This window comes from Micromonospora craniellae (genome assembly GCF_014764405.1).
Taxonomy (GTDB): domain Bacteria; phylum Actinomycetota; class Actinomycetes; order Mycobacteriales; family Micromonosporaceae; genus Micromonospora; species Micromonospora craniellae.
Window position 1 is genome coordinate 2,943,465 of the sequence record NZ_CP061725.1, and the last position, 15,475, is coordinate 2,958,939.

10 protein-coding genes, 2 tRNA genes and 1 pseudogene are annotated in these 15,475 nt (G+C 69.2%); 5 read left to right on the forward strand and 8 right to left on the reverse strand.

Annotation, left to right across the window (positions count from 1 at the left end):
- Nucleotides 1-459: 459 nt before the first annotated feature.
- Together ID554_RS13040 and ID554_RS13045 are read right to left on the reverse strand one after the other, a co-directional pair.
- Complete coding sequence (locus ID554_RS13040; protein ID WP_117231150.1) at nucleotides 460-1,308, reverse strand: endonuclease/exonuclease/phosphatase family protein; 849 nt, start codon at nucleotides 1,306-1,308, stop codon at nucleotides 460-462.
- Nucleotides 1,283-1,735 (reverse strand): aldo-keto reductase family protein, encoded by a 453-nt coding sequence (locus tag ID554_RS13045; RefSeq protein WP_117231149.1) that lies wholly within the window; start codon nucleotides 1,733-1,735, stop codon nucleotides 1,283-1,285. The genes ID554_RS13040 and ID554_RS13045 overlap by 26 nt, the downstream gene beginning before the upstream one ends.
- Before the next feature lie 161 nt (nucleotides 1,736-1,896).
- On the opposite strand from ID554_RS13045, the gene ID554_RS13050 reads away from it, so the two are divergent.
- On the forward strand, nucleotides 1,897-3,324 hold the full coding sequence (locus ID554_RS13050) for an IS1380 family transposase (protein ID WP_199489339.1): 1,428 nt from the start codon (nucleotides 1,897-1,899) through the stop codon (nucleotides 3,322-3,324).
- Between the two features lie 109 nt (nucleotides 3,325-3,433).
- On the opposite strand, the gene ID554_RS13055 is transcribed toward ID554_RS13050, so the two are convergent.
- A complete protein-coding gene (locus ID554_RS13055) occupies nucleotides 3,434-4,126 on the reverse strand; it encodes an aldo/keto reductase (RefSeq protein WP_117228323.1) in 693 nt (230 codons plus the stop codon).
- A gap of 529 nt (nucleotides 4,127-4,655) precedes the next feature.
- Here ID554_RS13055 and ID554_RS13060 point away from each other — a divergent pair.
- Nucleotides 4,656-6,163 (forward strand): annotated as a pseudogene (locus ID554_RS13060) (ISL3 family transposase).
- A 476-nt stretch (nucleotides 6,164-6,639) separates the two neighbouring features.
- Here ID554_RS13060 and ID554_RS13065 read toward each other — a convergent pair.
- A tRNA-Arg gene (locus ID554_RS13065) sits at nucleotides 6,640-6,712 on the reverse strand.
- Nucleotides 6,713-6,747: 35 nt separating this feature from the next.
- Nucleotides 6,748-6,838, reverse strand: a tRNA-Ser gene (locus ID554_RS13070).
- Nucleotides 6,839-7,937: 1,099 nt separating this feature from the next.
- Between ID554_RS13070 and ID554_RS13075 the strand changes: the two genes are divergently transcribed.
- Entirely contained in the window at nucleotides 7,938-8,657 is a 720-nt protein-coding gene (locus tag ID554_RS13075; protein ID WP_223884578.1) for a hypothetical protein, read from the forward strand.
- 152 nt (nucleotides 8,658-8,809) lie between these two features.
- Here ID554_RS13075 and ID554_RS13080 read toward each other — a convergent pair whose 3' ends face one another.
- On the reverse strand, nucleotides 8,810-9,580 hold the full coding sequence (locus ID554_RS13080; RefSeq protein ID WP_117228322.1) for a CPBP family intramembrane glutamic endopeptidase: 771 nt from the start codon (nucleotides 9,578-9,580) through the stop codon (nucleotides 8,810-8,812).
- A gap of 155 nt (nucleotides 9,581-9,735) precedes the next feature.
- Between ID554_RS13080 and ID554_RS13085 the strand changes: the two genes are divergently transcribed.
- Nucleotides 9,736-10,857 (forward strand): globin domain-containing protein, encoded by a 1,122-nt coding sequence (locus tag ID554_RS13085; RefSeq protein ID WP_117228321.1) that lies wholly within the window; start codon nucleotides 9,736-9,738, stop codon nucleotides 10,855-10,857.
- Between the two features lie 148 nt (nucleotides 10,858-11,005).
- On the opposite strand, the gene ID554_RS13090 is transcribed toward ID554_RS13085, so the two are convergent.
- Nucleotides 11,006-12,520: a peptide deformylase gene (locus ID554_RS13090; protein WP_117228350.1), complete on the reverse strand. Its 1,515-nt coding sequence runs from the start codon at nucleotides 12,518-12,520 to the stop codon at nucleotides 11,006-11,008.
- Between the two features lie 277 nt (nucleotides 12,521-12,797).
- On the opposite strand from ID554_RS13090, the gene ID554_RS13095 reads away from it, so the two are divergent.
- A complete protein-coding gene (locus ID554_RS13095; RefSeq protein WP_117228349.1) occupies nucleotides 12,798-13,577 on the forward strand; it encodes a hypothetical protein in 780 nt (259 codons plus the stop codon).
- Nucleotides 13,578-13,580: 3 nt separating this feature from the next.
- On the opposite strand, the gene ID554_RS13100 is transcribed toward ID554_RS13095, so the two are convergent.
- Nucleotides 13,581-15,407: a hypothetical protein gene (locus ID554_RS13100; protein ID WP_117228320.1), complete on the reverse strand. Its 1,827-nt coding sequence runs from the start codon at nucleotides 15,405-15,407 to the stop codon at nucleotides 13,581-13,583.
- Nucleotides 15,408-15,475: the final 68 nt, after the last annotated feature.

The following is a 15,475-nucleotide window of genomic DNA, read 5'->3' on the forward strand; positions in this document are numbered from 1 at the left end:
TCCTCCCTGCGGGCCCGACGAGGGACCCGAGCCGACAGCGATGTCTGTAGGGACCCGATCTCTAGGCTTAAGAACCTATGGGGTCGATCTGTCTGCTACGACGCAAGGTTCTTGTGCGCGGCGTGGCGGGGTCCCTGCCCGGGACATAGCACGGTGTAGGTGCGTAGCCAGCTGCGATGTAGAGCCGGAGCGCACGGTCATCGTGCCGAACGGTTTCCCACTGGATGGGCCGGGACCCCCGTCGGTCTGAGCGTTCCGTTCGAGCTGTCGCAGGATACTGCGTCCTAGCTATGTAGCCCGTAGCCGCGCAGTTCCGGGCGGACGTACATGCATTTGATCTTTGCATGGCCAGCGTCGGTGCGGCGCCATCCGCCGCAGTATCGAGGAGCCCTTGGTGCACGGGATCAGACATCGACTACTCCCATAGTCCACGTGCTGGCGTGGTCACGGTTGAGTTGGTTAGCTGACCGGAGGTAGACGCAGGGTTGCGGCGAGGGCCGAGTGGTCGGACAGGGCCTGAGTACGGGGGGCGTGGAGGTAGTGGCAGTTGAGCAGGCCCGGCAGGTCGTGGGTGGTGCAGAAGAGGTGGTCGAAGCGGTAGCCGAGACCGGCGCGACCGAACCAGGAGTGCTCGTCGGCGTCAGGGTGTCGATGACGGAAGCCGTCTGAGAATCCCGCGTCGGTGAACGCTCGGTAGAAGTCGTACTCCCAGACGCCGAACACGCGGTGGTGGGGTTGGTGGCCGGGTTCGAGGACGTTGAGGTCGCCAGCGATGAGGACCGGCAGGCCGGTGAACGCGCCGCGAAGGTGTGGCAGCAGGGTCGCGATCTCGGTCTGGAAGGCGCGCTTGGCGACGTTGCGGTGGGCTTTCGGGCCCCGGGAGGGCACGTACAAACCGGCTATGGCTAAGGCAACACGGCCGGAGAGAGCGATGCTCGCGGTAACGAGTCGACCTGGGTAGGCGCCGCTGTACAGGTGGTCGGCGGCGGTCAGCGTCCCGACTCGGGTCGCGAGCAGCGTGCGATAGTCGCCGGTCGGTGCGGGACAGAGCACGGCGTAGCCGTGGTCGGCCAGCAAGGCAGCGTGCGCGTCGCCACTGGCGGGTACCTCGGTGAGGACCACGATGTCGGCACCGTCGCGCGCGGTGAGCCAATCGATCTGCCGGCGGGCCCGAGCAGCGGAGGCGTGCTGAACGTTCCAGGTGATCAGGCTGACGACGTCGGTCCGCGCCGGCAGGCGGGTACGAGTCTGAGTGAACAGCGAGGGTTGGTAGGTCACCGGCTTACCGCCCTCCGTCGGCGGCTTCATCGAGGAACACCTGTCCGGTGCTGTCAAGGCGTCGTTGGACCCTCCCCATCACCGCGCGGGCGGCGGTGAGGATGTCCTCGTCGGGTGGTTGGGGGCCGAGACAGGTCAGGTTTCTTAGCACCTGGTCGGGATGGGTGAAACCGACCAGCACCGCCGCCTGCTGCGATCGTGAGAGGCACGACCAGAGCGCGACTCGGATGAAGTCGCGCGGTCCGACCGGGCTGTCGGTCCAGGGGCGAGTCGGGTCGCGGACGAGTAGCGTGCGTAGTTCGTCGAGGCCCTCGTTGATCGCCGCGGTGGCGTTCGGGTCGGTGAACCAGCGTTTGCGGGTGCGATGGTCACCATCGCCGAACGTGCGCTGCCCGCTACGCGGGTGAGCGCCGGTGAGCAGGCCCTGACCGAGCGGCTTGTTGATCAGTACACCCACCTGATGAGCTTCGGCGAAGGCGAAGAGACCCGCCGAGCGATCAGCCTCCCCGAGTCAGAGGCGATTTGACTGATCGAGGGCGATAAACGAAAGGTGCTCCTGACCTGCAAGGATTTGGGTGTCGAGTCCATGTCCACAGCAGAAGCGGGTGCACCTTTCTGGTGAGTAAGGGTAGCGGGTGGGATCAGCGGCTGGTCGTCGGCGCGGGCGGGAAGGGTCTGGTCGGTCACGCGGGTGCGGTCCTGCTGCGCAAATGCGCAGATCGGACCGGTCTGACCAGCGGTTTGAACAAGGTGCTACCGCGCGGCAAGGGCCCTGGGTGGTGGGATCGCGGCACGGTCCTGGTCTCACTCGCGGTCGCGATCGTGCTCGGCGCCACGAGCATGTCCGACATCGCGGTCCTCGCCCATCAGGGATTGGTCTTCGGTGATCGGCCGTCGGAGCCAACCGTCCGGCGAGCGTTGGCCGGTCTCGACGAGACCGCGCTGAAACGGATCGGCAAAGCGCGGGCGAAGGTCCGCGCTCACGTATGGGCCCTGCTCGCCCGCCGCCCGCAAGGGTTCCCGTGGCTGACGGTGGCGGGCAAGCTGCTGTCCGGGTGGGTGGTCATCGATCTGGACGCCACCCTGATCACCGCTCACTCACCGAAGCAGGGTGCGGCGGCCACGTTCAAGAAGGGTTTCGGGTTCCATCCGCTCGGTGCGTGGTGTGCGAACACCGCGGAATGCCTGGCCATGCTGCTGCGGCCCGGCAGTGCCGGCTCGAATACGGTCGCCGATCACATCCGGGTTCTCGGTGAGGCGATCGCTCAGTTGCCGGTCGCCTACCGGCGCAAGATTCTGATCAGGGTCGATGGGGCCGGTGCCACCCACGACCTGCTCGAGCACATCGAGGCGATGAACCGGCTGTGGCGCAGCGTGAAGTTCACCGTCGGCTGGACGATCACCGACGCCGACGAGATCGCGATCGAGCAACTGCCTGCTGAAGCGTGGACCGACGGCCTCGCCCAGGACGGCACGGCCGTCGACACCGCGCATGTCGCGGAACTGACCGGCCTCAACCAGCGCCTGGAGAACTGGAACGGCCGGCTACGGCTGCTCGTGCGGCGCACGAAGCCGTCGGCCCGGCACGCGAAGAATCTCACCGCGCTGGAGAAGCGGACCGGCTGGCGGTACGCGATCGTCGCCACCAACATCAGCCGGATCGCCGGGGTGCCGGGCTCGCACCAGCCGCAATGGATCGACGCTTTGCATCGTTCGCACGCAGGAGTGGAAGACAAGGTGCGCACGAACAAGGCCATGGGCCTGCGGAACCTGCCGTCGAAGGCCTGGACCGTCAACCGCGGCTGGGTCCTCGCCGCCAACATCGCCGCGGACATCACTTCCTGGACCCGGTTGCTCGGCCTGCACGACCAGGACGACCTCGCCCACGCCGAACCCGCAACACTGCGTTACCGGCTGCTGCACCTGCCCGCGAAACTGGCCGCCCACGCCCGCCGGCGTGTCCTGTCCATCCCCGAGACCTGGCCGTGGGCCGACGCGTTCACCCTCTGCTGGCAGCGCCTCACCCTGCTACCACTGACAACCTGACCCTGGACCCCTGTACCTACCAGTAGAAAGACCGTGACCGAGCCCGGAGAACTCGCGCTTCCACAGCGACACGTGGCGATATCACACCCAAACCGGGTGGACAAAACGGTCAAGCCGAAACGGTCAGGCAGGGAGCAAGACCCTCTGACGGATCGAGGTCAGAGGGGGTCAGCAGGTTGTCGCGTACGGCAAGAATGTCGGGACGGATCACACCGAAGAGGCGGTGAAACCGTGCGATCTTGTCATCGCGCTGGTCGGGTGCAGTGGTGAACCGGTCGAGAGCATAGCGATGAGGACCACGCATCCCCACCGCTCGGATCAGCCCCTCAGCGCGAAGCTCACGCATCATCGCCGCCGCAGCTTCCAAATACTGATCATCCGGCCCGAAGCTGTTGTGGTGCAGGAAGTAGATGTCCAGGTAATCGGTGCCGAGGTTGTCAAGACTCTGCGCCAACTGGCGGCGCATATGTCGTGGCTCATAACCGTGCGCTGCGGTGCCCGCGAAGTAGCCGACCTTGGAAACGAGCACCAGGTCCTCTCGGCCCACCTCTGACACCAGACCACCGAGAAGGCGTTCGGAATGACCATGCCCATAGACATCGGCGGTATCGAACAACCTCGCCCCCAGCGCGTATGCCCGCCGAAGCCCCTCTACGGAGGCGGCGTCGGTGCCGGTGGACCAGCCCATGGGAAGACCGAGGTTATGGTCGGGTCCACCGATCGCCCAGCAGCCGATGCCAAGGGCAGGCACGGCCATACCGGTGCGACCAAGTATCCGCTGCGGCAGTGCCGTGAGGTCCATACAGCCTCCGAAGGAAGCGGGCCGCAGTTCGAGGGCCCGAATCGTAGCAGTGGACGGCATCACCGTTAATTAGCAACGACCTCTGCCGTCGAGCCTGCTGGCAGAGTCCGGCACTTAACACTGCCGCACCCGAGCAGCGTCCCTGCGGTACAGCGGACGACTCTCGTCCGATCCCCAGTGATGTGATTCTGCCTCCGAGGGGTGCGGCTGGGAACGCCAAGACGTACAAGTTCTGTGCTGGTCCTGTACTACCCCCGAGCCAAATGGAGCACCGGGAATCGGCCGCAGGGCTCTCCTACAGTGTAAGGCTCCTGTGCATGGCACGGTTGATGGCAGGATCCCGGCCCGGGACATAGGACGCTGTGGGTGCATAGCCGGCTGCGGCGTAGAGCCGAAGGGCGCGGTCGTTATGTCGGCCGGTTTCCAACTGGGGGACTGTAAAGACAACGGCCCTGTCTCACATTCGGTGGCTACCGAAGGTGGTCGATTTCATTGAGATCATGTGTGCAAGATCGATGATCTTACGAAGATGGTGTTCTCAGGGCTTTCCCCGCTGGTAATCGATGACATCGCGGACGAGGGCGAGCGGATCGTGGTGCGGGCACGGACTCCGCAGGGAGCTGCGTTCTGTCCGGTGTGCGGGGCGTCGTCGGGGCGGGTGCACGGGTTTCACCTGCGGACGGTGGCCGATGTGCCGGTCGATGGACGGCGGGTGGTGGTCCGTGTGCGGGTGCGGCGTCTGGTGTGTCCGACGCGCGGCTGCCGGCAGACGTTCCGTGAGCAGATGCCGGGAGTGCTGGAGCGTTACCAGCGGCGCACGGCCCGCCTGTCCAGGCACGTCAAGGCTGTGGTCAAGGAGTTAGCGGGCCGGGCGGGTGCACGGTTGCTGGCGATACTCGCGGTGGGCCTGTCTCGCCACACGGCCCTGCGCGCCCTGCTGCGTATCCCGTTGCCCGCTGGGCGGACGCCCCGTGTGATCGGCGTTGACGATTTTGCTCTGCGCCGACGGCACCGCTATGCCACCGTGGTGATCGACGCCGAGACACATGAGCGGATCGACGTGCTGCCCGACCGCACCGCCGACACCCTCGAAGCGTGGCTGCGCGAGCATCCGGGCGTCGAGGTCGTGTGCCGTGACGGCTCCGCTACCTACGCTGAGGCCATCCGCCGGGCCCTGCCCGACGCGGTGCAGGTCGCGGACAGGTGGCACCTGTGGCACAACCTGTGCGAAGCCGCCCGCAGCGAGGTGAAGGCACACAGCACCTGCTGGGCCGCCGTGCTGGACGCGCCCCTGTTCGACGGGCCCCGCGCGCAGACGACCCTGGACCGCTGGCACCAGGTCCACCGTCTACTCGACCAGGGCGTGGGCCTGCTGGAGTGCGCCCGCCGCCTGCAACTGGCACTGAACACCGTCAAACGCTACGCGCGAGCCGACCGGCCCGAGCGGATGCTCCGCGTCCCCAAGTACCGGGCCAGCCTCGTCGACCCCTACCGCGAGCACCTGCGCACCCGCCGGACCGAGGACCCCGCCGTCCCCATCAAGCACCTCTTCGACGAGATCAAAGCCCTCGGCTTCACCGGCTGCCTGAACCTTCTGCACAAGTAGATCAACCAAGGCCGCGCAGACGCCGACCGCAGCCACATCTCCCCCGCCGGCTCGCCCGAATGATCCTCACCAGGCCCGACAACCTCAAACCCGAACATCGGAATCTGCTGGCACGGCTCACCGCCGCCTGCCCCGAGATGACCACACTGGCCGCCGTCGTCGGACGCTTCGCCAAACTCCTGACGCCTCACGCGGGGAACGCCGACAGGCTCTCGCTCTGGATCGACCAGGTCCGCGCGGTCGATCTGCCTCACCTACACGCCTTCACCCGAGGCCTGGAGCGAGACCTCGACGCCGTGAACGCCGCGCTCACGCTTCCGTACAGCAACGGCCCCACCGAAGGCGTCAACACCAAAACCAAACGGATCGCACGCCAAATGCACGGACGAGCAGGCTTCACCCTGCTCCGCCACCGCATCCTCCTCGGATGACAGCACGCTCCGTCACCACCGAATGTGAGACAGGGCCGTTAACTCAGACCCGCTCCTGCCACTGGCCCGAGCAGAGATCAGCGCTGTGGGAAGCGCCGTGGTACATGTCAGAAGGTGGCTTCGCGGCGGTCACTGATCGGATCTAGTCGCGGCCCATGTCTAGTCACCGCGACTGGAGGTCGAGTTGGGTGATCACGATCGGGGCTGGCAGCTGCTGTAGTGCGTTGCGCGGAATCACGCCCTCAACCCACCGCACCCCTCCACGCATTCGATCAATTTTTGTGGATGGATTGAGGATGGGTGGAAGTTCGGCATCGTCAAGCTCGCACGGACCCGACCGGACGCCCCCGGACAGTCCGACACGCAGGGGATGCTCGTCGCACGAGCAGCCACCGAGCAGCCAACCGTCCCTCATGGACAGAAACAGACAAGGCCCCGACCCGCCGTTATGGCAGGTCAGGGCCTTGTCGATCTTGTGCGCCCGAAGGGACTCGAACCCCTAACCTTCTGATCCGTAGTCAGATGCTCTATCCGTTGAGCTACGGGCGCTGGTGCTCGGCCAGTCTACACACCCGGCCTTCGCGCGGAGACTCCGGGATTCGAACCCGGGAGGGGCTTTAAGACCCCAACCGCATTAGCAGTGCGGCGCCATAGACCAGACTAGGCGAAGTCTCCCAGGTGGCCCGCAGACCACCGCGCCCGAGGATACAGGCCCCGCCCGTCCGGGGGCAAAGCGACTACCGGAACCCGCCGACCCGCAGACGGGCGAGGGGACTTCTTCCGCTGTGCGTCGCCGTGATCGCGACTACGCTCCATCGACATGCAGGAGGAGTCGCCACGCGAGCAGGACCGCCGGGAACCTGCTCGGGAAGCCCGCCGCCGCTCACCGAAGGCGACGTTCGCACCGCCTCCGGCGACCGCTCCGCCGAGCGACGCCGCGCCGCAGGAGGACAAGGGCGGGGGTCGACCTCGCCGGGCGAAGGCCGCGCCGAGGGTGATCTTCCAGCCGCCACCTGTTCCGGAGCAGCCACTGCCTCGCCAGGCTCGTCCCGCTTCGTCCAGGACGCCGTTCGCCGCCACGCCCCCGTCCACGACTCCGCCGCCTCGGGACACTGACGAGGCCGGGCAGGCACCCGTTGAGGAAGTCCGGCCGAGCCGGGGCGATGCCGGTGAACGAGACTTGGTGCCTTCGGAGACCTCTGCGCCCACGCGTCGGAAGGCCGCCGCGAAGAAGGCACCCCGATCGAACCCTCTGCAGGCCACACCGGCATCCGGCGACACTGGCCCCGCCGATACCTCCGAGGCGTCGGCGACATCGACAACGGAGGCGTCCGCCTCGCCGGCGACCAGTACCGAGGGCAACGACGCGACTGCGGCGGCGCAGGCGGGTCCGGCCCGAAAGGTGGCCAGAAAGGCCACGCCGAGGAAGGCCGCGACGGCTGAGGCCGGGTCCGCTGGCTCCACCCCCGCGAAGAAGACGGCGAGGAGGGCGACGGCGAAGGCCGCGCCGGCTCGGAAGGCCGCGACGAAGGCGGCCGGGGGCGCCAGCAAGGACGGACCCGACGATCCCGCACCCCAGGCGAAGGAGGACACCCCAGCCCGGACCGACACCTCTCAGGCCGAAGAGACCGCCGAACCCACCTCCGCCGAACCGACCCTGACCCAACCGATCCCGGCCGTGACAGCCCCGACCAGACCGATCTCGGCCGAAACAGCCCGAACCGATCCGGCCGAGTCGGAACCGACCCGGCCTGGACCGCCCCCGACCGAGCCGATGACCACGGCCACGCAGCCCCCGGCAAAGCCGACCCCGGCCACGCAGACACCGGAGGGCGGGATCGGGGCGGAGCTTGCCGGGCGTACGCCGGATCTGCGGATGCTCGTAGCGCGGGTGCTCGACCACCCAGGCTATGCCCCGGAGTTGCTCGCCCTGACCGCGGTCGAGGCGCTCGGCCCCGGGGCGGCGGCGTGGGCGCGGCGGCTGTGGCAGAGGTACCCGGAGGCGGACGGCGATGGTCTGGCCCGGCTCGCCAGCCGGCGGTTCGTCAGGCAGGCGGGGGTCGGCGGGGCGAGCGCCGCGCTGGCCGGCGTGTTCGCGCCGGTGGTGGAGTTGGCTGCGGTGCTCTGGACGCAGGCGAACCTGGTGCTGCACCTGGCGGCGGCGTACGGCCGTGATCCGGCGGATCCGGAGCGGGCGGTGGAGTTGCTGGTGTTGGCGCAGGTGCATCCGGACGAGGCGAGTGCGCGGTCGGCGCTGGCGGCGGCTCGGGCGGCGGAGGGGCCGGGTGAGCAGCCGGGGCCGCGGGCCGCCGAGGCGGCCTGTCGGCTGGCGGTGCCGCTGGCCGCGCAGGTGAGCGGCTGGTTGGCGTTGCGGTGGGCCTCCCGGTTGCTGCCCGGCGCGGCGGTGGTGACGGCGGCGGTCGGTGACTCAGCGGCGGCGCAGCGGCTGGCCTCCCGCGCGGTCGCCGCCTACCGCCCGCCCCGACGTCGCTGACCACGGCCCGCCGGACCCGACCTCACGGCAGCCCGCGCCCCCGACGGAGGCCAGCGGGCCATCGGAAGCGCGACCGCCACCGGACGAGGGGCCTGAGCTCCCAGAGCGGTAGCGCGCCCGGCGACCGCCACCGGACCAGGGACCTGGGGCGGTCAGAGCCAGTCGAACCATTCCTGGGGCAGCAGGCTGTAGCCGACGAAGGCGAAGATGTCGAGCAGCGCGTGCGCCACGATCAACGGCATGACCCGGCGGGTACGCAGATAGAAGAGGCTGAACACGACGCCCATGATCGCGTTGCCGATGAACGCGCCGAACCCCTGGTAGAGGTGGTAGGAGGCGCGGACCAGCGCGCTGGTGGCGATGATCGCGCCGACTCGCCACTGGAGTTGCCGTAGCCGGGTCATCAGGTACCCGACCACGATGACCTCTTCCAGGATCGAGTTCTGGAAGGCGGCGAGGATCAGCACCGGCACGGTCCACCAGAGGTCGGGCAGCCCGGCCGGCACCACGGTGGCGTTGATGCCGAGTTGCGCCGCCGCCCAGAACAGCACCAGGCCGGGGAGTCCGATCAGTGCCGCCAGCCCGGCTCCCTGGGCGAGGTCGGCCCAGGGCCGCCGGGCGTCCAGGCCGAGGGTGCGGACCGGGTCGCCGGGGTCCCGGGTGAGCAGGTGTACGGCGAGCAGTACCGGCACCAGCGCGAAGACGATGCCGAGCAGTTGGTACGTGAGGTCGAGGTACGGCCGGGTCGACGCGGAGGTGTTCAGCGCGGCGGTCTGCCGGGAGAGTCCACCTTCGGCGGTCAGCTTCGCGATGATCGAGACAGTGGCGTAGACGGCCGACTGGCCGAGCGAGAGGCCGAGCACGAGCATCGTCTCGGTGCCGAGCGTCCGACGGGACATCGGGCGGGTGAGCTCTGCGGTCACCGCACCACTGTGCCCGACCGTCTGCGCTGGTGGCATCCGGGCGCCACTGAGCGCCCCTCACGTCGGGTCGCACATTCTGTGCGACCTTCATACACGCTCCGTGGACATTCTATCGGTGTCCCCGATCCCGCCGGCAGAAGAAGGAGCGCCCCCAGGTGGACAACTTCGCGCGGCTGCTGAAGGAGAGCTGGACCCTGGTCGAGGAGGATCGGGTCCGGCTGACCGACCACTTCTACGCGCGGGTCTTCCTCCTCGACCCGGACTTGCGCAAGCTGTTCCCGGTGCAGATGTCCGGGCAGGGCGACCGGCTCCTCGAAGCGATCATCACGGCGATCCACACCGTCGACGACCCGGAGGGGTTCGACGAGTTCCTGCGGGCGCTGGGCCGGGACCACCGTAAATACCACGTTGACGCGACGCACTACGACACGATGGGTGTCGCGTTGTTGGACGCGTTGCGCAGCACCGCCGGGGACGGCTGGAACCTGGAGTACGACCAGGCGTGGCGGGACGCGTACGCGGCGATCGCCGAGAAGATGCTGGCCGGGGCGGCGGCGGACGACAATCCGCCGTTCTGGCACGCGGAGGTGTTGACCCACCAGCGGTACGGCTCGGACACCGCCGTCTTCACCTGCCGCGCGCTGCAACATCCGCTGCCCTGGAAGGCCGGGCAGTACGTCAGCGTCGAGGTGCCCCGGCACCATCCCCGGGTGTGGCGGACGTACTCGGTGGCGAACGCCCCGAACGACGACAACGTGTTGGAGTTCCACGTCCGGACGCCGTCGGAGGCCGCCGGCTGGGTCTCCGGTGCCCTGGTACGCCGGATCAAGCCGGGTGACCTGCTGCGGGTGGCTGCGCCGATGGGATCGATGACGCTGGACCGCGCATCGGAGCGGGACATCCTCTGTGTGGCCGGTGGTGTCGGGCTGGCCCCGGTGAAGGCCCTGGTGGAGGAGTTGGCCGGCTACAACCGGGCGCGCTGGGTGCATGTCTTCTACGGTGCCCGCACCGAGGCTGACCTGTACGGACTCGACCGGTTGCGGGAACTGGTGGCGGCTCATCCGTGGCTGTCGGTGACCCCGGCGTGCAGCGACGACCCGGACTTCGACGGCGAGCAGGGCGACATCTCCGACGTGGTGGCCCGCTACGGGCCGTGGACCGCGCACGACTGCTACGTATCCGGTTCCGCCTCGATGGTCCGGTCGACGTTGCGGGTGCTCGCCGCCGACGACGTTCCGCCTCAGCACACCCGGTACGACACCTTCGGCAACCTGTAGAGCTTTACTCCCCCCGAGCCGGGGCGCGTGCCCCTGCCCCCTGGGGCACGCGCCCCGGTCCCCCCTGATCGGGCGGACCGGCACCGCCCGCGCCACCCCGCCCGTCCGGCCGTCGTTCCCACGCGGTCGGGCGGGGTGGCGCCACAGGTCAGTAGCGCCAGGGGTGTCCGGACTCGCGGTACTCCTCGACCGGCACCAACGGCACGCCGGGCGCCATCCGGTCGACGTAGAGCCGGCCCTCCAGGTGGTCGATCTCGTGCGCCACCAGACGGGCCATGCCGAACTCGAACGAGGTGATCACGCGTCCGCCGTCGAGCTGCGCGTGCTCGACGTCGATCCGCAGCGCTCGGGGCACCAGCCCGCGATGGTCGAAGAAGGAGAGGCAGCCCTCGTACTGTTCGTCGGTGTCCGGCGCGGCCTCGACCACCCGGGGGTTGAGCAGCACGACGGGCTCGGCCGTGCGGTCGGGTGGGCGGACCACGGCCACCGCGCGACCGATGTCGAGTTGTGGTGCGGCAATGCCCACCCCCTTGGTGAACGGGTGGATCTCGTCCAGCCGGGCCAGCGCGGTGACCAGCCGGTCGACGATCTCGCGGGCGGTCTGTTCCTCGCGCGGCAGGTCGAACGGCCGGGCCGGCTGCCGGAGCAGGTCGGTGCCGCGCTGCGCGATGCCGAGCCCGCGCATCCGGTCGGACGGCCGGACCCGGCCGCCTTCCGGCTCGGTATCCGGCTCGGCGCGGAAGCGCCACTGCATCCGGTAGCGGGCGTTCAGCGGCGGCTCGTCGGTCGCCCAGTCGAAGATCGCCCGGTCGTCCGCGTCACGCCGGGTCACCGCCGTGCGCAGCGGCCCCTCCTCCGCCGAGAGCGAGGTCTCCGCGCCCCAGACCTGCGGATCCAGCGCCGCCGGCAGATCCAGGCGTACGGCGAGCTGCCGGGTCGGTACCCGGACCGCACGCTGGAACCAGGGGCCCCACTTGTCCCGCCCGACGGTGTACGCGTACTCGATGGTGGCGCGGTGCCCCGGATAGAGCGGGAATCTTCGGTCGGCGTTCTCGAAGAGCAGCCAGATCTCCTTGAAGGCGTCCCGGTCGTGCTTGGCCCGCCAGTGCATGGCCTCCCGCTCGCCAGCCTCCTCGCGGTACGCGCTCAGTTGCAGTTCGGCGAAGGTGAGCGGGTGTTCCCGGTGGTGCCGGTTCGACCGGCCCGGATCGTTCGGATAACGGTCGACCGCGATGCGGATCAGGTAGCGGGTGACCGGTTCGGTGCCGGCGTTGTACAGCTCCCGGCGGATAACGCAGTGGTAGGAGTCGTCGGTGTGCGTGAGGGTCGCCATCTCGCGTTCGACGATCAGTCCGGTGCCCGGCGGCATCCACTGGCCGGGGAGGACGGGTTCCCGGTGGCCGCGCTCGGCACGGGCGTGACGCAGGTCGTCGTACTCCCGGAAACGCTGCCAGATCGCGCCGCTGGCCTCCAGGACCGCCTCGGCGCGACGGGCGAAGTCCTCGGTGGGCCGGTGCCGCCGCCCTTCCACGTGGCTGACGTACGACGGGTCGAAGCCCATCATGGTGGCGAGTTGCTTCTTGGACAGCCCCCGCTCCGTCCGGTGCCGTGCGAGTTCGGCGGCGAACGAGTCGGCAGCCCGATCGAGCGGTGAGGTCGTCATCAGCTTCCTCGTGGCCGGGTGCATCAAGTTTCACGTTGCGTTGCCGATCACGCACACAACTGGCACCTTCTCGACAGGACTCTTGACCGGTGAGTGTTTTCTACCGATACTCCGCCGAGTCTCCGGTGCGGCACGCTGCGTGACCAACCACCGTCGAGTGAATCGAGCCTCTCGCTTTTCCTCTTTCTCCACGTTTCCCGGTGCCAGGGGTGTGGTTAGGCTAGCCTTAGTCATGCCAGTGGGATCTCGGACGGGGGTGGAACAGGTGACAGCCGTGCTGCCCGTCCACGCTGCCTCCGCCGCACCGCTGGATCCGGTCACCGCAGCCTTGCGGGCCATGTTCGGCACCGACGCGCTGCCCGGCCTGGCCGCCGGGCTGATCGTGCCGGACGAGGCGGGCTGGGCCCCGGCGACCACGCTGACCAGCGGCGCTCAGGTACCGGAGCTGCTCGACTCGGCCGTCCGCCTCTGGGGCGGCACGCCGCATGCCTCCGCCGCGGTCGCCTGGAAGGCGTACAGCTACTGGGCGGCGCTGCCGGTGGTGCTCGGCTGGGCCGTCGCCCGACGGGTGCCGCTGCTCGACGCCGACGCCGCCCTCGTGCACTTCGCCGACCCGCGCACCCTGATCACGCTGGGACTGCGCCGGTCCACCCCGATCGCGGTCCTGCCCAACGACCCGCTGGCGGTGGCCGGGCTGCCCCAGGTCCGGGTGCTGGCCGACGAGCAGTCCCTGCTGACCGCGCTGCGCGGCACGCTGCTGGACGCGCACCTGTCGCCGGTGATCACCGCGATCCAGGGTGAGGTCCGGATCGGTACGCGTACCCTGCTCGGCTCGGTGGCCTCCGGCATCGCGCACGGGGTGCTGCGGGCCGCCGACAGCCTGCCCGGCTCGGCGGTCGAGGCGGTCGACACCCTGCTCGGCGCGCTCGACCTGGCCGACCTGGTGGAGCTGGTGCCGGGCCGCAACGGCGAGCCGACCGTGCAGCGCCGCACCTGCTGCCTGGCGTTCACCCTGCCTACGCCGAAGGTCTGCCAGGGCTGCTGCATCCGCTCCTGAGCGTCAGTCACCGAGCAGCGGCCGGATATCCCACAGCCACACCCCACCGGTGTACGTGGGCTCGACGCCGGTCAGTTCGGTCATCCCGGTACGCAGCGCCTCGGCCTGCCCGTGCGGGCCGAGGACCACCACGCCGGCCCGCCAGTACCGCAGGTCCGCCACCGCCTCCCGCCGGTCCTGATCGGTGATCGGCGGCACCTCACCGGTCCGCCGGATCCTGCCGAAGAAGGTGCTGGTGGGGCGCGGTGGCGCGGTGAACAGGGCGACCCGGTCCCGGCCCGGCCGGGTGTCCGGCCCGAGGAAGTAGCCACGGGCGATCGGCATCTGCAACCGGGTCTGCGCCGACCAGCGCAGCGGCTCGGCGTACTCGGTGTCGGGCAGCGGCAGGGTCACCAGGCTGCGCCCGCCGGCCAGGTAGGGACGCCAGGCGCCGGAGGTGACGAACTCCGGGGTCGGTTCGAGACGCTTGGTCGGCAGTGGGGTGGGCAGCACCGGCACCAGAGCCATCGCCAGCACGGTCACCGTGCCGAACCGGATCTGCGTACGCCGGTCCGGGTGCCGGGCAGCGACCTGCCGAACCCGTTCGGCGCCGTAGGCGAGCAACAGGCCGACGATCGGCGTGATCGCCAGCGACCAGCGGGTCGGCACCACCGAGTGCAGCACCGGCAGGTCCTCCAGCGCCGCCCAGGGCCCGGGGATCCCGGTGCCCCGTCCGTCGAAGCGGATCTCCCGCCCGAGGGAGAGCACCGCGAAGATCAGCCCCAGCCCGGCCAACGCGATCACCACCGGGTTGCGCCGCAGCCACCACACCACCGCCGCCACCAGGATCACCAGCGGCCAGCCGAAGAAGGCGTTCTCCTCGGTGGGGTTCTTGACCAGCCGGGCCGCGCTGAGCGGGTCGCCGCCCACCGACTCCCGGGCGTAGGTGAAGAACGAGGCCAGGTCGGTAGAGTAGCCCCGGATCAGGCGGGACAGGCCGTTGTACGCGCCGGGCCCGAAGAACTGCACGTAGAGCGGGTACGCCAGCAGCACGACCGCGATCACGGCGGCGACGCCGAGCCCGGCGAGGAAGGGACGCGCCCGCCGGCGCAGCTCGGGCCGGGCGACGGCCAGCACCACGACGACCACGCCGAGACCGATCGCGGTCATCAGCAGGATCTCCAGGTTCAGGAACGCCTGCCAGACGATCACCAGGGCGAGCAGGGCGCCGTTGCGCACCCAGCGGCCGGGCTCGGCGAGCCGCACGGTACGCCAGACGATCAGGGGCACCACGAACTGGGACACGATGTTCGGATGCGCGTTGGCGTGCGAGACCATCGCCGGGGCGTACGCGCAGAAGGCGGCACCCAGCCAGGCCGGGCCGCGCGAGCCGACGAGGACCCGGGAGAGCACGAAGTACCAGGCGGCGGCCGTGGCGATCATCCCGAGCGTGAGGAAGAGCAGGAACGACGTACGGGTGCCGAACAGCAACGTCACCGGTGTCATCGGCAATGAAACGGATAAGACCGAGGTGTTTGCCACCAAATTGACGGATTCCGGCACGTTCATCCGATCCGAGGAGAACGGGTACGCGAATTCCGTAACCACCCGCGCACCGTGAGCCATCATCCACTGAAATTGGGCCATATCGGTCTGATTGTCGCGGATCCCGTCGGCCGGGTTGAGCCACATTCGAGCGGTGACCCAGAGGCCGAGCACCACGAAGCCCACCACGGCGGCGACGTCCTTCCACCGCTCTGAACTGGGCCGACGCCCGCCATCCGGCGACTCGCCCGGCACCCCTGCCACCCCGGACTCCTCGGCGGGGCGGCCCGATTCAGGAGTAGTCATGGTAATTCGGAGCGTAGTCGGCGTATCGGGCCATCGTGCGGCCTTCGGGCCACTGGCGTAACATCTTC

Excerpts from the sequence above, each read along its gene's own strand:
- ID554_RS13040 (WP_117231150.1), bottom strand. The coding sequence starts at position 1,308 with ATGAAGCCGCCGACGGAGGGCGGTAAGCCGGTGACCTACCAACCCTCG.
- ID554_RS13055 (WP_117228323.1), bottom strand. The coding sequence starts at position 4,126 with ATGGACCTCACGGCACTGCCGCAGCGGATACTTGGTCGCACCGGTATG.
- ID554_RS13075 (WP_223884578.1), top strand. The coding sequence starts at position 7,938 with ATGACCACGGCCACGCAGCCCCCGGCAAAGCCGACCCCGGCCACGCAG.
- ID554_RS13090 (WP_117228350.1), bottom strand. The coding sequence starts at position 12,520 with ATGACGACCTCACCGCTCGATCGGGCTGCCGACTCGTTCGCCGCCGAA.
- ID554_RS13100 (WP_117228320.1), bottom strand. The coding sequence starts at position 15,407 with ATGACTACTCCTGAATCGGGCCGCCCCGCCGAGGAGTCCGGGGTGGCA.